Genomic DNA, 25,447 nt, shown 5'->3' on the forward strand with positions numbered 1-25,447 from the left:
ATGATTTATGATTAAGATAAATAATCGTAGAAGTTTTTCAAGCGTTGTTATGGTGATTTTGGTCATATTTTTATTTAATATTTTTTCTGACTATAGTATCAATTTTTTGCAAAGCCATCAACCACCAACTTACCTGATTCCAACAAATAATTTTAATCGTTTAATGACCTATCTTATGACATATTGGGGAAATTATGCGATTACTGGTGTTGGTTATTTATTTTTATGGGGTCTTTATGTTGCACTTTTGCTGAGTAGCTTATTGTGGTTTTGGAATAAGTTTTCTTGGACTAACCTGTTAAGCGGTTTAAAAACGGGGAGGGTACACCTATACAGCGTTGTTATTTTACTAATGACACTACCGCTTAACCAATTTGGTTTTAAATTTCCACTATCCTACTACTTGACTATTCCTAAAACTTTTTTGGATATGGTACTTGCTGATGTCTGGGTACCATGGGTAGGTTGGGCTATTTATTTATTAATTATTTTACTACTGATGAAGTCTCGCTATTTTATCTATCAAGTCGTCATATCACGAGACCATATTATGGCAAGTTTTAAAAACAGTTGGCAGCGAGGCCATTTGAAAATACGTCTTTTCTTAGCTCTGTTAGAGGTAATTGGGATACTTATTATGAGCTTATTGGTCATTATTTATATGCAAAAGGTTTGCGATGTCATAGCACCAGTAACAATCAGACGATTGACTGCTAATATATTAGTTGTTGTTATGACTGGTATTTTCTATTGGCTAACAGCATACTTAATTGCGGTTTTTTGTCAAGCAGCGACACCAGAATCGTTAAATAATGACTCTGCTAATCAGCCATTATTAATTAATGTGGTCAGTTTAGTGGTGCTAGTGGTTGTTAGTATTTCAAGTGTGACATTCTCTGGCAAACTGATGGGCTTACCTAATCAAAAATATTTAGTCATTGCTCATAAAGGCGTTAGTCACTTACACGCGACACCGAATGTGATTGGCAATTTAAAAAAAGTCAGTCAAGCGCAACCTGATTATATCGAGATTGATATTCAAAGAACAGTTGATGGCGTTTATGTCTTAAGTCATGACAGTAAAGTTACTGACAAAGAGGGAAAGCGCTTTACAATTAAAGAAACGAAATGGTCAGTACTTAAACAATTAACGTTAGTTGATGGTAAAAAAGACTTTAATTTGAGCACTTTTGATGAGTATTTAAAGCTAGCCAATCACTATCATCAAAAATTATTGGTGGAACTAAAAATCAGTGATACCATTACAAATCAGCAGTTAAAAGCATTTACAACGAAATATGGGACACTACTTAAAGAAAATCATGCTGAAATACAGTCACTTAATCAAAATGCTTTAAAGCGCGTTAGCAAATATATTAAGATCCGAACTGGTTTATTGTCACCCGTTAAAAATACAATTGATAGTGCTAAAAATAACGACTTTTACAGTATTGAGTATTCAAATGTCAATACCACTATGGTTCGTGAAATTGATAAGCAAAATAAAGATCTATACATTTGGACAGTGAATCGACCTGAGGATGTTGCTAGTGGTTATGTCTTAGGGGTACGCGGTTTTATTACGGATTATCCAAAACGAGTCCGTAGTCAATTGCAACAAATCAAGGGGCAACCGACCTATTCAGAAGCACTAGAAGGTGTCATTCTGTTTCAAAAGTCAGGTGTGTAGTCATAAACATATTTCTTGCAATGGTTGTGTTGAAAAGCTATACTGAAGGCAACAATAGAGAACGAACAGAAAGAGGCATTTAACATGAAGAAGATAAAGTCTGGCACTGGTTTTTGGAGTAAATTATCACTTTTATTAGCTGCTGTGCAATTACTTTTTAGTATCTATCATGAAATTAAGGATTCACGTTCGCGACATCAAGAAAAATAAGTTACTTTTCACGTAATTATTTAACAAGAGATAAACTAGGAGGTTTTTATGTTAAAATCAGTATTAAAATTCATGTTGGCATCAACACTTATTGTGAGTGGTGTTATTGTTGGCGGTACTATTTTTGCCGCTAAGGGTGTTGATAATTTAGGTGATAAATTAGAAGATAAAATTCATGGCTAATTATGATTTTTAGCTAGTTAAGGTAATATGAGGTACTGAACATCTATGGCTGTTTGGTGCCTTTTTATATGTAAAAAACGGGGATCATTGCTTAATAAATCACAAGTTGATTGTTTTTCGTCATTCAGATGTTGGTGCTATAATGAAGCTGTTGTTAATTATAGTGATTTTGTATTTAAAGAAAGGTCGAATTAAGAATGAGCTATCAAACCGTTAATCCATTTACGGATGAAGTGATTAAGACATACGACAACCATGATGATGCCTATGTTGAGGAAGCAATTGCAAACGGGGACGCATTGTATAAGCAATGGCGTAACGATCCTATCGCCAGCCGTGCTGATGCACTCAATAAACTCGCTGATGTCATGTCATCTAAAGCAGATGAACTTGCCAAAATTCTAACTAAAGAAATGGGGAAACGATTCGTTGAGGCACAAGGTGAAGTTGCTTTGAGTGTATCAATTGCCCGTTATTATGCAAAAAATGGGGCGGACTTTTTGAAGCCACGTGATATCCAATCTTCAATTGGTCCTGCTCAGATTATTTCTCGTCCAACTGGTGTGCTACTGATGGTTGAGCCTTGGAATTTCCCATATTATCAGATTATGCGTGTATTTGCACCAAATTATATGGCTGGAAATCCCATGCTATTGAAGCATGCCAGTAATACACCTATGGCAGCTGATGCTTTTGAAAAGATCGTCCAAGAAGCTGGGTTGCCAGATGGCGTATTTACTAATTTATTCATTAATTATGATCAAGTGAATCATATTATAGCTGATAAGCGTGTTCAGGGGGTGGCACTAACCGGATCTGAGCGTACCGGTCAACTGGTTGCTGCTGAAGCTGGTAAGAATATGAAGCAAAGTTCATTAGAATTAGGTGGTAGTGATCCATTTGTTGTTCTAGATGATGCTGATTTATCAGAAATTCAGAAAATTATTGGCGGTGCGCGACTTTATAATGCTGGTCAAGTCTGCACGTCATCTAAACGTTTTATCGTTACCGAAAAGAATTATGATAAAATCGTTGAAATGTTGAAAACGGCTTTTGCTAGTGCCAAGTTAGGTGATCCAATGGATCCTGAAACGACACTAGCCCCATTAAGTACTTCAAAAGCTAAGAAAAACTTGACGAAACAAGTTCGAGATGCTGTTGAAGCTGGAGCGACATTAACCTTTGGTAGTGTTGAGCAAAACCAACCAGCTGCTTTATTTGAACCGGTTATCTTGACTAATATTACCAAAGATAATCCTGCATATTATCAAGAATTCTTTGGTCCAGTTGGACAAGTTTATAAGGTGAAAGATGAAGCGGAAGCTATTGCGTTAGCAAATGATTCAAATTACGGTTTGAGTGGTGTGCTCTTTGGTGGTTCGGCTGAACATGCATCTGAAGTTGCTAGCAAAATTGAAACTGGTGTTGTTTTTGTTAATAGTTTTGGCGGTACATTGCCAGAATTGCCTTTCGGTGGTGTTAAGAATTCAGGTTATGGTCGTGAATTAGGTGACTTAGGCATTAATGCATTTGTCAACAAACAAACAATTGTGACAAAACATGAACCCATTGACTTAAATGATGCATTCGGTGGTTTCGTCTAAAATAATAAAACTAACAAATTAAGTATTGGAAGTAGATATCTCTCATAGAGAAAATCTAACATTTCAAGCTAATGTTTGTTAGTTTTTTTAGTACAATCTATTAATAATAACTCAAAAAATCTTGTCTAGATTTAAAAGTCTGGTGCATGTTGATAATTCGCCAACTTGTCTATACAAGAGTTAAAAAACCAGTTTTGACAATGTTGTAAACGCTTACATTTAATGGTATATTTAATCTGAGGTCAAGGAAAGGGGAAGTGGAAATGAGTAAATATCAACACATTCATGATGAATTATTGAAAGAGATTACCGATGGCAAGTATCCAGATAACACAGCGATACCTAGTGATTTTGCATTGATGAATCGCTATAAAGTTGCTCGCGAGACGTCGCGAAAAGCTGTTTCCATGTTAGTAGATGAAGGATATGTGATTCGTATCAGAGGTAGAGGAACTTACGTTATCAATCAAAATCGCTTCTCTTTTCCTATCTCACATGTTGAAAGTTACCGAGAATTAGCTGCGCGTCTCAAACTGGATGAGCGCACAAAGCTCATTTCCATTAGTGATGAGGATGTACCGTTAGTTTTTGATTATCGATCTGATATTGATGTGCATTCATCGAAAGTTGTACGTCTCAGGTATTTAGATAATGAGCCAGTTATCATTGATCGTGATTATGTTTTAAAATCAATTATTCCAGAACTGACGGCATTAACACCATCCTTGTCGTTATTTGATTTATTTGAAAAAGAACAAGGGATGACTATAAGTTATGCTAAGAAAACAATCACGATTGAAAATGCCAATGCCGTTGATAGACAATTGATGTCACTCACTGAACCGATGGCTATCGTAGTGATTAGATCTGAAACTTTTTTAAATGATGGTCGTATTATCTCTTTTACAGAATCTAGGCATCGAGGAGACCGTTTTAAAAGTGTTGAATTTGCACGACGACAGTAGTTGAATAATAAGATTTCTTTGATTTTAAAAAAGTGGAAAACAGTTATAGAGGAGAAAAATAATGGTTAATACAGATATATTAGCGCCGCTTGCCGGTCAGTTAATACCACTAGCGGATGTAGATGATCCAATCTTTGCTGATAAGGTCATGGGAGATGGTTTCGCTTTAGAACCTACTGGAAATAGGATTGTGGCACCAGTTTCTGGTGATGTTATTGCCATGCAGGGACACGCTTTTGGCTTGCGTCGTTCAGATGGGCTTGAAATTTTAATACATATTGGTATTGATACCAATGGTTTAAATGGCAAACCATTTTCATGGCGTATTAAAACAGGTGATGTTGTTAAAGCTGGAGATGATGTGGGAAGTGTTGATTTGGCAGCCATATCTTCAGCTAACCTGTCAACAACAACAATGGTTGTCATAACCAATAGTGATGATTTGTTAGAAGCTTTAACTATGCAAACTTACAAAAAGGCTACTATTGGTGAAGTAGTTGCTAGTGCTACCGTTAAAAATAGATCATCTGCTGTACCTCAACAAAAAGCTGTTGATCATTCAGGCCGTAAGTATTCACAGTTAGCTTCAGAAATTATTGCAGGTGTTGGCGGTCAACAAAATGTGGATAGCGTTATTCACTGTATTACACGTTTACGATTCTATTTAAAAGACCATAATGTTGCTAACGACCAAGCGGTTGAGCAGTTAGATGGTGTGGCTGGTGTTAACTATTCGGATTCTCTAGGTCAATACCAAGTTGTAATTGGTCCTGCGGTTGCAGATGTTTATGATGAAGTTGTTGAACAACTTGGCTCAAGCGTTACGGCAGATATACCAGATGAGGCACACCAAGCTAAGAATAATGCTTCTAAAAACCCACTAATTTATGCATTTCAAACAGTGATTGGAACCATAACTGGTTCGATGATGCCAATCATTGGTTTACTAGCTGCAGGTGGTATGTTAAATGGATTCTTAAGTTTAGTATCAAATAAGGCGTCATTTTCAACCATTTATTTTATTGATCCAGCATCAAATACATTTACGATATTACAATCCATGGCAATGGCGCCATTTTATTTCTTACCAATATTAGTTGGGTTCTCTGCCGCACAACAATTGAAGAGTGATCCGTTTGTTGTTGCTGCAATTGGGGCGTTCTTAGTCAAGCCCGAGTTTATTAATATTACCAATCCTCATGTGATGGATAATAATATTATTCAACCCACTAAAGCACTGGGCTCATTATTTGGTGTTAGTTTGAATGCTAGCTTCTTCGGGTTACCAATTAATATTCCTAGCTATGCTTACTCAATTTTTCCCATTATTTTTGCAGCATGGTTAGCACGCCCGGTGGGCAATTGGCTAAAAAAACATCTACCTTTAGTATTACGTTCCATTTTTCAACCGTTACTCACACTGTTAATCGTTGGTTCTGCCGTGTTAATTATTGTCGGACCAACAATTACCTTAGCTTCACAAGGTATTTCTAACATTGTTAACTGGTTGTTGCAATTGAACTATCCATTATCTGGTTTGATAATTGGTGGTCTATATCAAGTTTTGGTTATTTTCGGTTTGCATTGGATGGTTGTACCGCTGATTGCCAATGAAATTGCACAAACTGGTCATTCAACATTAAATGCGATTGTTAACTTTACCATGATTGCTCAAGGTGCCGGTGCACTTGCTGTTTGGGCTAAAACAAAGATTCCTTCACTTAAAGGGCTTGCCGGTGCTGGATTCTTGTCAGCAATGGCTGGTATTACTGAACCAGCAATGTATGGTATCAACTTGAAATATGGTCGTGTATTCTGGATGGCAAATATTGGTGGTGCTGTTGGTGGTTTGATTGCCGGTTTGTTCAACTTGAACATGTATGGATTTACTGGCTCATTAATTGGTTTCCCATCGTTTGCTGTACCAAAAGGTCAAGCAGGTGACCCAAACAATATGCTTATTTTCTGGATTGCTTCCATTGCAACAATTGCTGTTGCATTTGTCATGGTTTACTTATTTGGATTTAAGGATAGTGACACAGAACAAGTAAAAACAGTTGAAAAGAAAAATGCTTTTAAAGACGCTGTGAATAAGTAACAAACTATGCTATAAAAAAGGAGTTAACATGACGGAAAAAAATTGGTTATTGACCTATGATGATGTTGTCGGTGGTGTTAAAAATTATGGTCGTGAGAGTTTACTTAGCTTAGGCAATGGCTTTCTAGGTTGGCGTGGCGCATTAGTTACTAATCGCTATGATGATGATTTTTATCCAGGGCTTTACTCAGCAGGTGTGTTTAATCAAACATCAACAGCCGTGGCAGATCGGCAAGTAATTAATGAAGATTTGGTTAACTTACCTAACGTTCAGCTAATGAAAGTGACGGTTAATGAACAACCTTTAGTGGTTAATCCAAACACGATAAAATCATTGCATCGTACACTTAATTTTAAAACGGGTGAATTAAGGGATGCATATCGTGTGCAAATCGATGATGATACGACTCATTTTGTTGATATTGAGTCAATAAAAGTAATTGATCCAATTCAGTGGCATTGTTTAGCACTTGAATTTAAAATAACCCCAAGCTATGATGTACCGCTGACTGTTGATGCTATCATCGATGGTTTCATTGAAAATAATAACGTAGCACGCTATCGAGAGTTTGAATCAAAGGAATTTAAAATTACTTCAATTACTGACTCAGAAATGACCATTAAAACATTGAGTAGCGATGTGGTAGTTGCGATTGCGACTCACTCAACTGGGCAAAACACAGTATCCAAACAGACCATGATAACAGATACAAGCCTCCAGGATCATTATGAAATTAATGGTCAAGCTGGGCAACCTGTCACTATTCAGCGTGTCATGGCTATCGCAAGTAGTTTGGAGACATCTGGAGACATTCATAAGTTTGTCCATAATGAGATGACCCAAACAAATTTTGAAAAGATTCAGAAAAATTCTTACCAATACTGGCAAGAATTATGGCGTACAAAAGACATTGAAATTGTTGGTGATGACGCGATGCAAAAATTGGTACGTATGAATGTTTTTCACTTAAATCAGATGGCCAATCCGCATGCGAATCCTTATTTAGATGCATCGGTTGGCTCTCGTGGGTTGACTGGCGAGGGTTATCGTGGTCACATATTCTGGGATGAACTCTTTGCATTACCATATTATTCTGCAAATGAACCAACATCAGCAAAAGCGCTGCTACAATATCGTATTCATCGCTTATCGGCTGCTGAAAAAAATGCAATAAGTGAAGATGAAGTGGGGGCAATGTATCCTTGGCAGTCAGGCATGTATGGTGATGAGCAGAGTCAGCTTATCCACTTAAATACGGTAGACAATACGTGGATTCCGGATAATTCCCGCTTACAAAGACATGTATCTCTAGCCATAGCTTATGATATGTGGGTTTACCAGCAAATGACTGGGAAAACGGACGTGTTAGCCGACAACGGCCTTAAAATGTTAATTCAAATTGCCCGTTTTTGGATTAATAAGGCACAAAAAGATGGTGATCGCTACAGTATTAAAGGCGTTATGGGTCCAAACGAATTCCACGAAGAAGTACCAGGTTCGGTGACGGGCGGGTTACCTAACAATGCGTATACCAATGTCATGGTTGTTTGGTTATTGAACTATATTCATCATTTAAAACAAATACAGCCACTAGATTTTGATCGTGTAGCTGAATCAATAGGCTATACACATGAAGAGCAACAAAAAGCACAAGCATTACGTTATCATTTAAAGTTATCAATTAGTGCGTCAGGTATTGTTGAACAGTACCAAGGATTTAGTCAATTAAAACCACTAGACTTCCAAGCATATGAGGATAAGTATGGTGATATTCATCGTATTGACCGTATTTTAAAAGCAGAAGGTAAAACACCTGATGAGTATCAAGTGATTAAACAAGCAGATTTCCTCATGCTCATATACAACTTAGGTGCACAACAAACTCATGATTTGATTGTACAATTGGGGTATGAATTAGCTGACGATTGGCTGAGCCAAAATACGGCCTATTATTTGGAACGAACGACTCATGGTTCGACTACTTCTCGTCCAGTATTTGCTGGTATTTACGTCGAACTAGCACGTCAGGGAAATGCTGATTTTGAATCAAAAGCCTATGATTATTTGACAGATGCCATCGGCTCTGATTATTATGATATTCAGGGTGGCACGACTGCTGAGGGTGTTCACATGGGTGTCATGGGTCAAACATTATCAGTCATTCAAAATGACTACGCAGGTGTGGACATATTACATGGTCAGTTCCAGATTAATCCACGGTTGCCTCAACAATGGACTAAATTGAAATTCATGCAACAATATCATGGGACTAGATTAACAATTGAAATAACTGCAAATACAATTACCGTAGTAAGTGATCAAGATATGACGTTGTTAATTTGTGGGAAACAAGTGAACCTACTAGCTAATCAGGAAAAAAAGGTGGCGTACAATGGTTGAATTTTCAGATATTAAAGGATTTACATTTGATTTAGATGGCGTGATTACCGATACAGCGAAGTTTCATGAAGCTGCATGGCATGATTTAGCGGATGATTTGGGTATTGAATGGTCAGCTGAAATAGGTAATCATTTAAAAGGGATTAGCCGTATGGCGTCCTTGGATATGATTTTAGCTACAGATCCTCAAGGTAAACAGTACAGCCAAGAAGAAAAGCAACAATTAGCTGATAAAAAAAACGCCCATTATCGCACTCTCATTGCCACAGTGACCCCTGATGATATTTTACCAGGCATTAAATCATTTTTGGATGATATGCTGGATAAAGGTTACACTGCTAGTGTGGCAAGTGCATCAAAAAACGCGCCAAGTATTCTTAAAAAATTGGAATTAACATCTTATTTTGTTGGTATTGTAGATCCAGCCACGTTAACGCATGGCAAACCAGATCCAGAAATTTTTGTGAAAGCTGGGGAGTTGTTAAATTTGCAGCCTAGTCAAATTATTGGATTAGAAGATGCCGGCGCTGGTGTTGAGGCAATTAAGGGTGCTGGTCAAACTGCTTTAGGCATTGGTCCGGCAGCAAAAACAGCAAACCCAGAACTGTGGTTCGACAAAACTGAGAACTTAACATTGAACAATATTAAAAAACAGTTATCTATGTGATAATGAGAATATAGATAACTAATTGACAGACTAACTCATATATAGTAAACTAATATCAATTCAATTTTAGGAGTTCAGTATGGCACCAAAAGACTTAGCAATGCAATTTAACTGCTGCAGTACGACACGTTTTCGATGTTGTACTGCTTGTTAAGTGTGAACTTTTGGTCTGAACTATAATCAGATCACTCCATGGTTCTGCGAGTAGTTTAACTATTGAAGGCGTGTAAATTCATAAGAATTTACGCGCTTTTTGTTTGAGTTAGATAAAGAAAAGGAATGTCTCATGTATATTACTAATGTATCGCAGTTAATCGGTCGAACGCCCTTGATTGATTTGCAAGTTAATATCCCCAACCACAGCCACATTTTCGCAAAACTAGAAATGTTTAATCCCGGTGGCAGTATCAAAGACCGTCTAGGACAGTTTCTGATTGCTGATGGTATAAAGCGGCAAGTTATTAATCAGAATACAACTATTATTGAACCAACTGCGGGTAACACAGGTATTGGTCTCGCATTGGCTGCGCAACAACATCACCTACGCACGATACTTGTTGTGCCAGAAAAATTCAGTTATGAAAAACAGCAATTAATGCAGGCGCTAGGTGCAACAATTATTAACACACCAGCTAGTGAGGGCATCACAGGTGCGATTGAAAAAGCAAAATCCATTGCTCAGGAAATTGATAACAGTTACATACCAATGCAATTTGCAAACGCCGCTAATCCAGCAACATATTATCAATCACTTGCACCGGAAATCATACAAGACTTAAGTGAGCAAAAAATTACAGCTTTTGTCGCCGGGGCTGGTAGTGGCGGTACATTTGCAGGTGTGGCAAAATATTTGAACGAGCAGGATGCTGGTATTAAAAATATTGTGGTTGAACCAGAAGGTTCTATCTTGGCTGGTGGACCCGCGCATTCACATCGTACTGAAGGTATTGGTGTTGAATTTATACCACCATTTTTTGACACAATATCAATAGATCAAATTATGACAATTAGTGATAATGATGCATTTTATCAAGTGCGTCAGGCAGCTAAAAATTTGGGATTGTTTATTGGTAGTTCCAGTGGTGCGGCATTGGCAGCTAGTTTAAAATTAGCAGAATCATTACCTGAAAATAGTAATATTGTGACTATTTTCCCTGATAGTAGTGAACGTTATATGAGTGATCAAATTTATTCGAAATGAGGGATACAAAATGAAATTTAATACAAAACTTATCCATGGTGGCGTTAGCATTGATGAAACAAGTGGTGCAATGTCGATACCAATTCACATGGCTTCAACTTTTAAGCAAAAGACAATTGGAGAATCGCAATATGAATATTCGCGATCAGGCAATCCTACCCGTGAAGCGGTTGAAAAATTAATAGCAGATTTAGAGAATGGTCATAGTGGTTTCGCTTTTGCATCAGGGTCAGCAGCAATTAGTACGATATTTGCACTATTTTCAAGCGGTGATCATATTATTGTTGGTAATGATATATATGGTGGCACATTTAGATTAATTGATAGTGTTTTAAAACGTATGGGGATGACCTTTACCATTGTTGATACACGTGATTTGGATGCTGTTGAGGCAGCAGTCCGAGATAATACGACAGCCATTTATTTGGAAACACCAACAAATCCATTATTACGAATTACTGATATTAAAGGAATCGCGCAAATCGCCCAACAGCATCATATATTGAGTATTGTAGATAATACGTTTGCAACACCCTATATTCAAAAACCTATCGACTTAGGTAGTGATATTGTTATTCACAGTGCATCTAAATATTTAGGTGGACATAGTGATTTGATTGCTGGTTTAGTGGTAACAAAAAATGCTGAGTTGAGTGAAAAAGTTGGTTATTTACAAAATGCTATTGGTGCTATTTTATCGCCACAAGATAGCTGGTTATTACAGCGTGGTATGAAAACATTATCACTCAGAATGCAGCGACATCTATATAACGCACAGGTCGTGTTTGATTATCTTAGTACGCAGGCAGATGTGGCACGCATCTATTTCCCTGGAGATCCCCAAAATACTGATTTCACATTGGCTAGTAAGCAAATGGCAGGTTTTGGTGCGATGATTTCATTTGAATTGGTTGCCGGATTAAATCCAGAAAAATTTGTTTCGCGTTTGAATGTGATTACCTTGGCTGAAAGCTTAGGTGCATTGGAAAGTTTAATTGAAATCCCATCAAAAATGACACATGGGGCAATACCCCGTGATACGCGTTTAGCTAATGGTATTCAAGATGAGTTAATCCGACTATCCGTTGGTGTAGAAGATATAGATGATTTGATTGCGGACTTGGATCAAAGTTTTAAACAACTTAAATCATAATGGTGGTTCATGTGTTTGATACCGCTAAATCTATACTCAAAAGAGATCCTGCAGCAAAAAGTTTAATGATGGTTATTTTAACTTATCCTGGTTTGCATGCGTTAGGCTATCATCGTTTATCGCATTGGTTGCATTTGCAACATCATCCTTTGTTTGCAGCAATCGTTGCTCGCTGGTCGACAAAAAGAACGGGTATTACCATTGCGCCTGGAGCGCAAATTGGCCGTCGGGTCTTTATTGACCATGGTGTTGGTGTTGTCATCGGTGAAACTGCTGTCATTGAAGATGATGTTACCATTTTGCACGGGGTTACCCTTGGCGCACGTGGGCAAACAAATGGTCTGCGTCATCCCCATGTTGAGCCTCATAGTTTCATTGGGGCACATGCGCAATTGCTAGGTGCTATTACGATTGGCCGCCATAGTAAAATTGGCGCAAATGCAGTTGTCATCAAAAATGTACCAATTTATACGACTGCTGTGGGTAATCCAGCTCGGTTGATCCAACATGCTTCATTTGAAAAAAATCCTCATACCAATGATGATATTTGAATAATTGAGTTAATATGGTTCCTAATATGATCGTCCAAATCCTAACAGAAATTGTTAATCATTTCATTTCACGGCGTCGATATTATCATTTGTAATTGTAATATTCGGACTGTATTTAAGGCATATAGTCTTAAGTATGTCATTGCTAAAAGAGGTACTTAAAAAAGCACACAGTCATCATTTACTGTGTGCTTTTTATTGTGAGCGTGTCAGTCTTAACGCGATGATTATTTCGGTCTTTTTCAATGATTGTTATGCGGAGATTGATCAACATTTATTGCTAAATGAATCTGTGCACAAGCGAATTCGTTGCAACACAGTGAGGCGACGTATAGAATTGACGCAATAAGAGAGCGTGAGTTTCATAAAGTAATCAACAGGAGAAATTGAAATGGTTAAGAGAAATAGTCAGTGCATTGGATTTGAAAAGTGATGCTGTTTTGAATGGTTATAATCAATACTCAATGGAAAGGCGATACGTGCTCAATCAAGAATTTATATCACATTTGAAATTAGGTCCCATTAGACAGGTTCAATCTGTTAGTGGAGGTGACATTAATCAGGCTTATCAATTAGAAACAACACAGGGACGCGTTTTTTTATTGATTCAGCCCAATCATACTAAAGCATTCTTCACTCATGAAATTAATGGTTTGAAGCTGCTCGAACAGTTTGTAAAAGTGCCAAAAGTGTTATCTGTTGGTCATTGGCAAAATGATGCCTACCTCGTATTGTCTTATTTAGCACATCAATCTCATGGGGATGATTTTGCATTAGGACAGGCATTAGCGCATATACATCAAAAGGCAAGCCCAAATCATCATTACGGTTTTGGTGAAGCCTTTACTATGGGGACTTTTACAGCGGATAATACTTGGCAATCAAGTTGGAGTCAATTTTTTATTCAGCAGCGATTAGAACCACTTAAGGAATTGTGTCATCAGCAAGGTGTCTGGTCATTGCCTCTAGAGCGTGCTTATCAGAAAGCTATTATACGTTTTAAAATGCTCATGGGTGATTATCAACCCCAATCGGTCTTACTACATGGGGATTTGTGGTCAGGTAATTTTATGTTTGATTTGGATGGTCGTCCAATAATGATTGATCCGGCTGTCTTTTATGGTGATCGTGAGTTTGATTTAGGTATTACACAGGTTTTCGGTGGGTTTAATGCTGAATTTTATCGTGGCTATCAAGAAACATATCCCGTTGTAGCTGGTTTTGAACAGCGTGTATTATTTTATGAACTATATTATTTGATGTTTCATTTATCGCAATTTGGTATTGGTTATCAGCAAGCTGTAGCTAATACTTTGTCAAAGATTAATCGTTAAGCATCGGCTGTGATATGAAGCGTTATATTTGTAAGCGTTTACTAGAAATGTTAGACTGTAGGTACTAGGTACTAGGTACTAGGTAATATGAATGAAAGAAATGGAGGAAGAAATTATGATTTGGTCATTAATAGTAGGTGCTATCATTGGTGCCGTTGCCGGTGCGATTACCAATCGCGGCGAGTCAATGGGTTGGATTAGTAATATTTTAGCGGGTCTTATTGGATCAGCTATTGGGCAGGCCGTACTGGGTCACTGGGGACCAACTTTAGCAGGCATGGCTATCATACCTTCCATCATTGGTGCAGTTGTTCTTGTTTTGGTTGTTTCGGCAGTACTCGGTATTCGGGCAAGAAACTGATGTAAGAAATAAGAAGGGTATAACATGAAAAAATGGCAGAAAGCTGTGTTAAGTTTAGTAACAATTAGTTACTTGATCGGTCTATTGCTGATACTCTGGCCCCGTATTGTTGACCTGCTGATTTCAATATTAGAACGTTTTAATCTTGATGTCATGACAGATAGCCAAACTATTATACGTAATTATGGCATTGGTTTGTTAATCTTAACTGTTGTTATCTTGTTTGTCATACTATTCACCCCAGGACAGCGAACCAATATTCCAATTAGTCGAACAAAACAAGGTCGCTTGGCATTAAGTAATGCCGGAATCAGTCACTTTATAAGAACACAATTATCTGGTGAAGGTTTATCCAATATTAAAGTGACAGTTAAAAATACGCGTCGTCATAAGAAATTCTATATTGTTGCTGATTCTGTTTATCGTAGTTATACAATAGAGGAGTTGCCACGTATAACCAATACTTTAACAATGAAACTGACAGATTTATTGGCTGGTGTTGACCGAGCACCGATTAAGGTCGATATGCAAATTAATCAGGCAACTAAGGGCAATCGAAAAACCACGCGTGTGATTTAACAGTCAGGAGTATGAATGATGCAAAGACAGAAGACAAAGAATATGCTTATTGGCGGTGGTGTGGGTTTTGTGTTAGCCATCTTGATAGTGACAGTTGGTTTGCTGAATACTATTTTTATAGCTATCGTGACACTCATTGCTGCGGTTTTAGGTTACTTAGCTGAGAAGTATGAAATTGACTTTTCACGTATTTCTGAGCTTGTTACGCGAGAAAATCAACGATAAAAGAATATGGAGAATATGATCATGGTTAGAGAAAATACAAGTGTAAATACTACCGAACAAACAGCACCAAAAGGTGAACTGACGTTCAACGATAAAGTGATTCAGAAAGTTGTTGGTTATGCCATTGAAAACGTCTCAGGTTTGTTAGGTGTTGATGGTGGGTTCATTGCCAACATTAAAAATAAGATCGTCAACAGTGACAATCCTGTCGAAGGCATTGAAGTTGAAGTCGGGAAAGAACAAGTAGCTGTTGATCTTAATATTATTATGGAATTTGGTCATAATGCACATGATATTTATAAAGCACTCACAACAGTTATTGCCAAAAAAATTGATGAGACAACGAGCTTAAAGTTAGTGGAATTGAATGTTGAAGTTATTGATATTCAAACACAAAGAGAGTTTAATGATGCGCAAGTGACCTTACAAGATCGCATGTCTGATGCCGGAGATACTATTAAGGATAAGACGTCTGATGGTGTGAATACAGTTAAAAATACAGTTTCACAGGCAACCAGTGATAGTGACGAGCGTGTGAAATAATGTAACTGTGATTTTATAAATTTTTGATAAAATCATAGCATTAGCTGTTAGAAAAAACCTGATAACTTTGGTAAAATAATTATGCAGAAGGTTATCAGGTTTTATTATGTCTGAATGAGCCTATCTATTCTAGAAAAAATAAGGGCGTATTTATGACTGATAAACATGTTTATGTGATACACGGGTACACTGCTACACCAACAGACAATTGGTTTCCATGGTTAAAAAGACAGGTAGAAGAGCAATTGAATATACCTACTACCATTTTAGAAATGCCAAATGCGGATAATCCGAAACTACTGGAATGGGATGAATTATGTGATCGTCTCATTGACACGAATCATGAACTAACAATCGTTGGACACAGTTTAGGTTGCATACAGGCACTTCGTTTTGTGTCACAGCATAAAATTAAAAATATCAAAATGATACTAGTATCTGGTTTTGATGAAGTGCTTAACACATTACCACAACTACATTCATTTACAGATACCTCATTAAATTATCAAACAATCATACCTAAAATTGATCAGGCAGTTGTTATTTCTGCATTAGATGATGATATTGTGCCTTATCATTATTCGGAAACATTAGCACGTCATTTAAAATGTCAATTTATTTTAATGCCAAATGGTAAACATTTTATTGACCGAGATCATATTTACGAGGTACCAGTTGTTTGCCAACAGATTAGTTTGATGAATGAATATCGTGAAAATCATTTTAATAGTTGAACTATTATGTGATACAATAATCATTGTGCTAGGGGCGCTACTATGTGGCTGAGAAGAACCCTTTGAACCTGAACTGGATTATACCAGCGTAGGAAAGTGTCATACTGATTATTTTAGATGGTGCTTTTCTCATGTTAGAGAAGGGTATTTTTTATTTGCACAGAATATGGTACGAAAGGAACAATATAAAAATGAATAAAGCTCACTAGGGGCGTCGTAATGACTGAGATGATATATCGGTCCCTTGGAACCTGATCTAGTTTATACTAGCGTAGGAAAGTGACCAAAATTGTGTAACATCCTGTGATGTTACCGCGCACTAGGGTCCTTTTGTATGTCACATAAGGACCCTTTTTGAGATGGAAGGAATTGTTTTGACTATGGCGACACATAATAACCGCATAGTAGACCATGGTTTAGCTGGTTTACAACATGTTTTTGTTTCTAATGTATGGCTAGATCCAATCTATGTTGCAGCGGCAGCAGGGTTATCGTTAAATTTATCAACTAATTTGGTAAATACTATTTTTATTGTTTCAGGGTTGGTCACACTGACTCAAGTGACACGTTTAGCACGACTACCAATTATTCAAGGGCCATCTGCTGCCTTTGATGCCTTGATGATTAATGCTGGTAGAGCTGGCCAGTTGGCCTCAGCAAGTGGCTCCATTTTAGCCAGTGCACTGATTATTTTTTTGCTATCTGTAACAGGATTAATTAATAAATTAGTTCGCCTGCTAACACCGGCTATTACTGGAACACTTATCTTTCTGGTCGGCGTTTCTTTATCCAGTTTTACATTATCTGAATTTTTAGGTGGTTATCCTGGAGATAAACATTTCTCTTCACCGACGACACTTGTATTATCAATTTCAACATCAGCCATTGTTATTTTACTTTCAATATTTGGTAAAGGTTTTTGGAAACGTTTTTCCTTTTTGATTGCATTAGTTGTAGGCGATGTTTTATCAGTTGCAATGGGGCGTGTTGATTACAGTGTATTAGCGGCTAAATCGTGGTTTGGCTTACCTCACTTATTACCATATGGTGCGTTAAATTTTAATTGGACGATGTTTCTGACTTTTTTTGTTGCCTATCTTGTTGCTGTGGTAGAAGCAGTTGGCGTGTATGAAGCTGCTAGTGACGTGATGAAAGAAGATATTTCACCACGCCGTATTCAAAATGGTTTGATTGGTGAATCGGCTGGTTCAATATTATCATCGCTATTTGGTGGTTTTCCAACAACTGCTTTTGCACAAAATGTTGGTATTTTAAAATTAACTGGTAATGTCTCAAGAATTCCTGTAGTTATTGCAGGTGTTTTGTTTGTGATATTGGGATTTGTGCCAAAAATTGGGGCATTTTTAGCAATTACCCCAAGCCCAGTGATTGGTGGTATCTTTCTGCCAGCAGCAACGACTTTAATTATGACAGGATTTAATATTCTGAAAAAGGCACCATCAACAAATGCAAATAATATGATTATTGGGTTATCGATTGTGTTGGCTATTGCTCTACCAAATTATGCTACTGGGTGGCATGGTGCAGTGGGTCAACTTTTGTCTAATACAATCTTAATAGGCGCAATATCTGCCATCACATTACAGTTTGTTCTTGTGAATTTACCACAAATGATAAATAAATTAAGGAGATAACATGTCTGATGAATCTGACGTTATTCAAGCACGTCTTGTAAAGTTTATACAACAGTATAAAGAGGGGAAATCAAGTGAATATGAAGTTGATTTTAATCAATTAGCCATGAGTGTATTTGATTATCAATTCCAAAATAACTTACCCTACAAAAAATTTGCGCAATTAAAGCATAAAAATCCATTAACTGTCAAAAATTGGCAGGATTTGCCTTTGATACCAATTGAAGCCTATAAACAATTAACATTATCTACCCGAGACACTACGCAAGCTGAAGATGTTTTTTATTCAAGTGGGACAACGAATGCACAACAAAAAAGTCGACATTATATTTCCGACTTAAGGGTTTGGGAGCAATCAATGATAGCGGGATTTAAGCAATATGTTATCCCTACCAAAGAAAAAATAACGATATTTTCTCTATTTCCAGATATGTCAAGTCATCCTAATTCGTCACTATCTCGCTATATTACAACAGCTATGCAGGTATTTGGGACAGAAAATAGTCAGGTGTTTTTTAAACATAATCAGTTAGATTATGTTAATTTGATATCAGCTCTGAAACAAGCACAAGCTAATCATGAGCAGGTATTAGTTTTAGGTGCTTCTTTTTCATATGTGCACTTATTAGCTTATTTCGATCAGCATCCACAAACATTTGATTTAGCAGAAGGCAGTATTATTTTTGATACGGGTGGTTTTAAAGGTCAGTCTCAAGAAGTCAGTATGTCTACTTTGTACAAAAATTTAGGTCAAGTATTTAATGTATCCCGTGAACAGATTATTAATATGTACGGTATGACAGAAATTAGTTCGCAATGTTATGATCGTAATCTAATAGATTTATCACAAAATCAGTCAACTTACTTTGATAAAATGCCACCTGCTTGGGTAAAAATTCAAATTTTAGATGTGGAAACGTTACAACCTATTGAACAGGGGAAACGGGGTCTTTTGGCTTATTATGATTTGGCCAATTGGGATACATGTTTGGCTATTTTAACCGAAGATATTGCCATTCAAAATGAACATGGTTTTACGATTATTGGACGAGCGAAGGGATCAGAAGCTAAAGGCTGTTCTATTGCTGTTGATGAGCTTTTAAAAGTGCGTTAAGAGGAATAGCATATGACTAGTAAACAAACAACAATTGATATTTTTCATATACCAACAAATATTACGTTGAATACGCTAACTGAAACAATTATAGAGAATGAGTCACATACTGTGGTTTTACGTTATCCTGAGATATCTGTTACTGAGATAAAGCATATAGCTAATGTACTTCAAACGAATCAACACGATTACTTAGACCAACTGACTACATCGCAAATTATTGATGTTATTTCACAAGTTGCTGAAAAATGGACGGATCCAACCTACTATTTACGCCAAGTAGCTGAGACAGTAATACCTATTACAACGGGTTATAATGCTGACCAAGTAAAACTGGAGCTTAAGCGTTTTATTCGCTTATTCCGAAAGAAGGAGTTAAAGCGATTTGTGAATTCTGAAATAGGGCATGCGGGCGCTATGTTGGATGATTTTCAACCGAATCTAGCCGGTGGTTTCTCAAAGTTTTTTGGGCCTGATCTGATTTTTCAAATATTTTCTGGTAATGTACCAGGGATACAGTTGTGGACCCTTATAATGGGGCTACTCGTCAAATCGCCAACATTAGGGAAATTATCTTTTTCCGAACCAATTATGCCAGCATTATTTGTGCAAACATTAGCTGAAATAGATTCAAGATTAGCTGACTCAATTGCTATATTGCCTTGGCATAGTGGTCAAGAACTGGAAAAAGCTGGTATCGAAGTTGCTGATACCGTGGTTGTGTGTGGTGGTGAAATAGCAGTTAAAAAAATTAAAGCGCAAGTGCCTTTGGATAAAAAAGTATTGAGTTACGGCTATAAAATAGGATTTGTTATTGTTGGTAGAGAGGCATTGACACCGGAATATTATCCCCAAACAATTAAAAAGATAGCTGAGGATATTAGTATTTATGATCAACAAAGTTGTCTAGCCCCACAATCAATTTTTGTAGAGCGTGGTGGTGCAATCACTACAGATGAATTTTCTGCATTACTAGCTACTGAATTAAATAATTACCAAATTAAATATTCTCGCGCTATCTTACAAGAATCTGAAAAATTGGCAATTGAAAAAATGAGGCAAGCAACAGATATAGAATCTATTGAAAATAGCAGAACATTACTATTTGCTAGTGAGGATAGTACATCCTGGACAGTTGCTTTTCATGATCACTTGGGGTTTAGTGCCTCACCTTTGAATCGATCTGTTCATGTCTTTTCTATAGATGATTTTCTGCAACTACAACCAATCTTGAAACCATATCAGTCATACTTACAGACAGCTGGCGTTGCAATCGCACCAAAGCGGTTATTTACTCTCGCAAATGTTTTGGGTAAGTTGGGAGTTAGTCGAATGAGTGCAGTGGGTCAAATGAATCACGTATCTAGTGCGTGGCATCATGATGGTCACTTCAATTTGCTGGATTTAGTTCGTGTGACAGATATTGAGAATAGTCTAGAAGTTGAAAGTGAGTATTTTGATGCTGATGTTGAATGAGGAGAAAATATGCTTTTAAAAAATAAGGTCGCACTGGTCACTGGAGCTAGTCGAGGTATCGGTGCAGCTATTGCAAAAATGTATGCTAAAGAAGGTGCAATAGTTATTGTTAATTACTTGCATAATACTCAACATGCTCAGACCATTGTTCAAAGTATCATTTCACAAGGTGGACAAGCTGTTGCGATGCAATGCGATATACGAGATCAGCAGGAAGTCCATAATATGCTGCAAAATATCTTGGATAATTTTGGTACAATTCATATTGTTGTTAATAATGCACTGAGTCAGTATCAGTTTGACCCTAAAAATAGAAAATTATTAGGTGATTTACAATGGTCTGACTATCAAGCACAAATAGATGGTAGTTTAAAGGCTGTTTTGAATGTAGTTGATTTTGTTTTACCAAAACTAAAGCAAAATAATGAGAGCAGCATTATTAATATCACGAGTAATTTAATTCAGTCACCAGCAATCCCGTATCATGACTATATTGTCGGTAAGTCAGCTGTTCTTGGATTAACACGTACCATGGCAATTGAATTAGGAGCTTTTGGTATTCGTGTGAATGCGATTGCGCCAGGCCTAACTGTACCAACAGACTCAAGTCAATTGACACATCGTGACGTGCGAGAAAAACTTATTGACCAAACACCAACAGGTCGGTTAACTACACCGGAAGACGTTGCGGGGACAGCAGTATATCTAGCAACCGCACTTTCCAGTAATGTCACCGGACAATGTTTATTTGTTGATGGTGGGTTAACAATGACTTGATGATATTATCAAAATTAGAACCTACAATATAAAAATTATAGTGTGACATGCTTAACTATATAAAATTCGAATATTTTTTCTTTAGTTAGTTTAGTATTTGTTAAACGATTTACAATGTGATATAATTAACTTGTTCAACTGGTGGTAGTCAATTATCTTCCCGGGTACTCCTAATTTAATATTTTACTTTGCAGTGAGTTAAGTACTACCTGTTGAACTACAAAAATCACGTCAGTGTTAGGCTTCAGACATCTATCTAAGATATCTGAAGCTTTTTGTAACTAGAAAATTAACTATGCTAGTGAATTGTTTTTTGTTATCGTAAGGGATAAAATGTTAATAATGGCATATGACATTAAAAAAAGTTTTAGTATACTTATTTTGCTATTAGCCTCAACATTACTAATAACACCATTTTTATTTAATCACGCCATGATTATTGGCTCAGATGCGATTTTCCATTTTAATCGTTTTTATGACACCGCTATGCAAATAAAACATTGTGATTTTCAATATTTTATTTCAATTTATGGTTTTCAATCGTCTGGTAGAATTGTTAACGCTTTGTATGGCCCTTTAATGGCATATGCTCAAGGATTGCTGGTTCTTTTGAGTCCATCTTGGTTTGTATATCAGATGCTATCAAATGCCATATTATATTTTTGCGCAGGTTTGTCATTATATTTACTATTAAAAAAAGCTAGAATCGGTGATCAATATAGCTTGCCATTAAGTATTTTTTATATGACGTGTTATTCAATTCAATATTGGACAATACGGCAAGGTTTCTCTAGTTGGGGTGCTGCATTAATGCCAGTATGCTTTATACCACTGATAGATCTAGTTGAGAATAAGAAACTAAGCACAATTAAAACGGCAGTGGCAGTCGCAGCAATGGCTCAGGTACATATGCTATCAGCTTTTTTGTTGGTTTTTGTATATATTTGTTTTTTTTCTTCTATTTTTTTTAATCAAAGTCGCATGATTAAATTAAAACTAATTAAGCAAGTCGGTATGTCAGTTTTAGTTTGTACTGCCTTAGTTGCTAATCTCATTTATTGTTTTATTGCTGTTGACGGTTATAACGATATTGCTCAGCCATTTACTAATAAATATATGTGGCGGATGACAGTTTTTACTGGTAGTAGTTATTGGTTAGTTTATCCGCCAGTATTAATATTAGCTATTGTATTTTTCGTTTGGCAAATGACTAAAATGTGGCATAAATCAGCGCTTTTGTTGCGAGTAACCGAGATAACTGCTTTTATATGTTTCACATTATCGACGAATATTTTTCCATGGCGTTTATTTAGTAACAGTGTGTTTAGCTTCATTCAATTTCCATTTAGATTTTTTATTCCTTTTACGGTACTATTGCTTTTAGCGGTTGGCTTAATGTTACAAAATAATGCATACATTTCTTGGTCGTTTTATAGTGTGATCATTATTGTGATGGCAGCGTCGTTATGTCAAACAATGATGTCATCGAATAATACTTTGAATGTATGGCACCGTTCTACAAAGTATTTGAATGGACAAGTTCATACCCGTATCAATTCTGACGATAATTCTCAAGTAAAACAATCTTTTTTTAAAAAAGATAAGAGTAAGGCATTGCAGTACATTGTAAAGTCAACACCAGATTATTTGCCCATTGATAGTAATAACAAAAAAAGTAAGTATGAACTATACCAATCATTAATTTTAAACAATCAACAAAACTTTCGTAAATCAGTTAAAGATCATAAATTATTCCTTAACTGGTATGGTGATTACCAGAAAAAGGTTCAGTTACCAATTATTAAATATAAAAATACTGTGATGATTTTAAATCACACATCAATATCTAAACATATGACTCAATTTAGTGCGATCAATACGCCTATCATTACACAAAAGAAGGGGCCAAATCAACTTGTGGTTTATTACCAACATGATTGGTTTCTTTACCCAATACTACTGTTTACGTTTATGAGCTGGTCTGTTGTATTTATTGTATATCAGAAAACTTGGCACAGTAACTAATGAATTTTTTAAATTAACATATTGTCAATTTTCTGAATGTCTTGTTACAAATATTTCTCACGACTTTTTGATACTTTTATGCTATAATACTTTTGTACTAGGGGCGCCACTATGCGTGGCTGAGAAGCACCCTTTGAACCTGATCTGGTTAACACCAGCGTAGGAAAGTGCCATACTGATTGTTTTTAGATGGCGCTTTTCTCAAATTAGAGAAAAGCGCTTTTTGTTTGAACAAATAATGTATGAAAGGATTAATTTAAAAATGAATAAGCATCATTAGAGACGTTGTAACCGACTATGACGATATTGAAGACTGGTTTAAGCTGATTGCGTTACTGAAAACCAACAATAGCGTTATCACACAGTAAGTGTTAATGATAAAAGTGCCTTTTTATTTGTACAAGAGCACACTTTTGATGAATCCTTACTAAAAGATATGGAGAATACTATGAATATAAAAATCAAAAAAATTACTATTGTCACGGTTATGATTGCATTGGACGTTGTGTTGTCACCAATTTTTAGAATTGAAGGCATGGCACCAATGTCTAGTGTTATGAACATTATTGCCGGGGTGACTCTTGGTCCATTTTACACAGTTGTTATGGCGCTAATTACTGGCATTATTAGAATAGTCATCATGGGAATTCCACCATTAGCGCTAACTGGTGCAGTATTCGGGGCCTTGTTGTCAAGTCTATTTTATAAGTATGGACGTACAATGTATTGGGCGATGTTTGGTGAATTTGTAGGGACAGGTCTTATTGGGTCTTTAATATCATATCCAGTCATGGTTTGGTTTACTGGAACGCATCAAGGGTTATATTGGATGATTTATACACCACGCTTTATTGGTGCTACGTTAATTGGTGCGGTAATTGCCTACTTTATTTTGCTTAACCTAACAAAAATCAAAATTTATCAGGATGTGCAGCAAATATTTATGAAATCGAGCGTCTAATGACAAAAAAATTGGCAGAAATAATACCTTTGAACAATGTGCCGTTAATTCATTGTATTACTAATGATATTACCTTAGAAACATTAGCTAATACAATTTTGTATTTAGGTGGCAAGCCGATTATGAGTAGTGATGTTCGTGAATTTGCTGATCTGTTTAAAACAACTGATGCTTTATTGCTCAATATGGGACGATTGACTGTCAATCATGAGGCTAGCTTAAGAGAGGCTAGCCATTTTGCGGTTATTAGTCATAAGCCAGTTGTCGTTGATTTAGTTGGCTATGGTATGACAGAGCAACGTCGAAAATTAGGTGACGAACTTATCAATCATCAACCTACAATCGTTAAAGGTAATATTTCCGAAATGAGAAGATTGGTGGGCTTGCCAACAATTGCTAAAGGCATTGATGGTGACGTCTCAGATCAAAGTGATTTTGCCTTACAAGAACTTAATCATGCACTCAAAGAACTGTGTAAACGCTACCCTAAAACAGTGTTTGTAGCTACGGGAAGGCGTGATATTGTCGTACAGGGTGAACGCTCCGCATTGTTATGCAATGGTGTAGCAGCATTAGATCGGTTTGTAGGAACAGGAGATATGCTTGGTGCTATTATGGCAACCTTGATAGGTGCTGGTGCAGCAGCTTGGGAGGCGAGCTCTATAGCAATTAGTTATCTTAACATTGCGGGTGAAATAGCTGATAATCAGACACACGGATTGGAAAATTTCAGACAAGAAATGCTAAATCAAATTAGTTTATTGCAAAAAAAGTCAGGTTGGTCAAAAAATATTCATAGTTCTACTTTCAATTAGTTCTGTTCGAGTCATTATTATGATGAAACAACGATAAATATGTTATTCTTGAAATATAATGTTATTGTTTAGATTTATCACATAAATACTTGTATAATGCAGGTCCTTTTTGTGTTAGATCCAGT

Annotated in this window: 24 protein-coding genes and 3 riboswitches; all 24 genes read left to right on the top strand. The window is 36.5% G+C overall.

Features of this window, described 5'->3' with window-relative positions; all coding sequences use genetic code 11:
- Positions 1-7: 7 nt before the first annotated feature.
- The gene (locus HNQ98_RS01575; protein WP_135198147.1) at positions 8-1,690 is read left to right on the top strand and encodes a glycerophosphodiester phosphodiesterase family protein; all 1,683 of its coding nucleotides are present in this window, start codon (positions 8-10) and stop codon (positions 1,688-1,690) included.
- Positions 1,691-1,774: 84 nt separating this feature from the next.
- Positions 1,775-1,900, top strand: a complete 126-nt coding sequence (locus tag HNQ98_RS09210; protein ID WP_014974392.1) for a hypothetical protein — start codon at positions 1,775-1,777, stop codon at positions 1,898-1,900.
- 48 nt (positions 1,901-1,948) lie between these two features.
- Positions 1,949-2,083 carry a hypothetical protein gene (locus HNQ98_RS09215; RefSeq protein ID WP_014974391.1) on the top strand — a complete coding sequence of 45 codons (135 nt, stop codon included), beginning with the start codon at positions 1,949-1,951 and terminating at the stop codon, positions 2,081-2,083.
- A gap of 197 nt (positions 2,084-2,280) precedes the next feature.
- Positions 2,281-3,687 (top strand): NAD-dependent succinate-semialdehyde dehydrogenase, encoded by a 1,407-nt coding sequence (locus tag HNQ98_RS01580; RefSeq protein ID WP_184284893.1) that lies wholly within the window; start codon positions 2,281-2,283, stop codon positions 3,685-3,687.
- Between the two features lie 263 nt (positions 3,688-3,950).
- Positions 3,951-4,652, top strand: a complete 702-nt coding sequence (treR, locus tag HNQ98_RS01585) for a trehalose operon repressor (RefSeq protein WP_135197455.1) — start codon at positions 3,951-3,953, stop codon at positions 4,650-4,652.
- Between the two features lie 61 nt (positions 4,653-4,713).
- Positions 4,714-6,750: a PTS sugar transporter subunit IIABC gene (locus HNQ98_RS01590; RefSeq protein WP_135197454.1), complete on the top strand. Its 2,037-nt coding sequence runs from the start codon at positions 4,714-4,716 to the stop codon at positions 6,748-6,750.
- Between the two features lie 28 nt (positions 6,751-6,778).
- On the top strand, positions 6,779-9,151 hold the full coding sequence (locus tag HNQ98_RS01595) for a glycoside hydrolase family 65 protein (RefSeq protein ID WP_135198146.1): 2,373 nt from the start codon (positions 6,779-6,781) through the stop codon (positions 9,149-9,151).
- On the top strand, positions 9,144-9,818 hold the full coding sequence (gene pgmB / locus HNQ98_RS01600; protein ID WP_184284894.1) for a beta-phosphoglucomutase: 675 nt from the start codon (positions 9,144-9,146) through the stop codon (positions 9,816-9,818). Before HNQ98_RS01595 ends, pgmB begins: the two co-directional genes overlap by 8 nt.
- A gap of 286 nt (positions 9,819-10,104) precedes the next feature.
- Positions 10,105-11,019 carry a PLP-dependent cysteine synthase family protein gene (locus HNQ98_RS01605; RefSeq protein ID WP_135197451.1) on the top strand — a complete coding sequence of 305 codons (915 nt, stop codon included), beginning with the start codon at positions 10,105-10,107 and terminating at the stop codon, positions 11,017-11,019.
- A 10-nt stretch (positions 11,020-11,029) separates the two neighbouring features.
- Entirely contained in the window at positions 11,030-12,172 is a 1,143-nt protein-coding gene (locus HNQ98_RS01610; RefSeq protein ID WP_135197450.1) for a trans-sulfuration enzyme family protein, read from the top strand.
- An 11-nt stretch (positions 12,173-12,183) separates the two neighbouring features.
- A complete protein-coding gene (gene epsC, locus HNQ98_RS01615) occupies positions 12,184-12,723 on the top strand; it encodes a serine O-acetyltransferase EpsC (RefSeq protein WP_135197677.1) in 540 nt (179 codons plus the stop codon).
- A 464-nt stretch (positions 12,724-13,187) separates the two neighbouring features.
- Positions 13,188-14,057, top strand: a complete 870-nt coding sequence (locus HNQ98_RS01620) for a fructosamine kinase family protein (protein ID WP_373306180.1) — start codon at positions 13,188-13,190, stop codon at positions 14,055-14,057.
- Between the two features lie 115 nt (positions 14,058-14,172).
- Positions 14,173-14,418, top strand: coding sequence for a GlsB/YeaQ/YmgE family stress response membrane protein (locus HNQ98_RS01625; RefSeq protein WP_014974381.1), 246 nt, complete (start codon positions 14,173-14,175; stop codon positions 14,416-14,418).
- Between the two features lie 24 nt (positions 14,419-14,442).
- Positions 14,443-14,997, top strand: a complete 555-nt coding sequence (gene amaP, locus HNQ98_RS01630) for an alkaline shock response membrane anchor protein AmaP (protein ID WP_014974380.1) — start codon at positions 14,443-14,445, stop codon at positions 14,995-14,997.
- A gap of 15 nt (positions 14,998-15,012) precedes the next feature.
- Positions 15,013-15,222, top strand: a complete 210-nt coding sequence (locus HNQ98_RS01635) for a DUF2273 domain-containing protein (RefSeq protein WP_259655111.1) — start codon at positions 15,013-15,015, stop codon at positions 15,220-15,222.
- A 21-nt stretch (positions 15,223-15,243) separates the two neighbouring features.
- Positions 15,244-15,765, top strand: coding sequence for an Asp23/Gls24 family envelope stress response protein (locus HNQ98_RS01640; RefSeq protein ID WP_014974378.1), 522 nt, complete (start codon positions 15,244-15,246; stop codon positions 15,763-15,765).
- Positions 15,766-15,917: 152 nt separating this feature from the next.
- Entirely contained in the window at positions 15,918-16,499 is a 582-nt protein-coding gene (locus HNQ98_RS01645; protein ID WP_135197444.1) for an RBBP9/YdeN family alpha/beta hydrolase, read from the top strand.
- 20 nt (positions 16,500-16,519) lie between these two features.
- Positions 16,520-16,611, top strand: a riboswitch (TPP riboswitch).
- An 85-nt stretch (positions 16,612-16,696) separates the two neighbouring features.
- Positions 16,697-16,794: riboswitch (TPP riboswitch) on the top strand.
- Positions 16,795-16,858: 64 nt separating this feature from the next.
- Positions 16,859-18,154: a solute carrier family 23 protein gene (locus HNQ98_RS01650; protein ID WP_172600974.1), complete on the top strand. Its 1,296-nt coding sequence runs from the start codon at positions 16,859-16,861 to the stop codon at positions 18,152-18,154.
- A 1-nt stretch (position 18,155) separates the two neighbouring features.
- On the top strand, positions 18,156-19,268 hold the full coding sequence (locus HNQ98_RS01655) for a LuxE/PaaK family acyltransferase (RefSeq protein ID WP_135197443.1): 1,113 nt from the start codon (positions 18,156-18,158) through the stop codon (positions 19,266-19,268).
- Positions 19,269-19,280: 12 nt separating this feature from the next.
- Positions 19,281-20,744: an acyl-CoA reductase gene (locus HNQ98_RS01660; protein ID WP_135197442.1), complete on the top strand. Its 1,464-nt coding sequence runs from the start codon at positions 19,281-19,283 to the stop codon at positions 20,742-20,744.
- Between the two features lie 9 nt (positions 20,745-20,753).
- The gene (locus HNQ98_RS01665; RefSeq protein WP_135197441.1) at positions 20,754-21,521 is read left to right on the top strand and encodes an SDR family oxidoreductase; all 768 of its coding nucleotides are present in this window, start codon (positions 20,754-20,756) and stop codon (positions 21,519-21,521) included.
- Between the two features lie 342 nt (positions 21,522-21,863).
- On the top strand, positions 21,864-23,546 hold the full coding sequence (locus tag HNQ98_RS01670) for a putative glycosyltransferase family protein (protein ID WP_135198145.1): 1,683 nt from the start codon (positions 21,864-21,866) through the stop codon (positions 23,544-23,546).
- An 89-nt stretch (positions 23,547-23,635) separates the two neighbouring features.
- Positions 23,636-23,729: riboswitch (TPP riboswitch) on the top strand.
- 265 nt (positions 23,730-23,994) lie between these two features.
- Complete coding sequence (gene thiW, locus HNQ98_RS01675; protein ID WP_014974371.1) at positions 23,995-24,507, top strand: energy coupling factor transporter S component ThiW; 513 nt, start codon at positions 23,995-23,997, stop codon at positions 24,505-24,507.
- Complete coding sequence (gene thiM, locus HNQ98_RS01680) at positions 24,507-25,322, top strand: hydroxyethylthiazole kinase (RefSeq protein ID WP_135197439.1); 816 nt, start codon at positions 24,507-24,509, stop codon at positions 25,320-25,322. Before thiW ends, thiM begins: the two co-directional genes overlap by 1 nt.
- The last annotated feature ends 125 nt before the right edge of the window (positions 25,323-25,447 follow it).

The organism is Leuconostoc carnosum (assembly GCF_014207505.1).
GTDB lineage: Bacteria > Bacillota > Bacilli > Lactobacillales > Lactobacillaceae > Leuconostoc > Leuconostoc carnosum.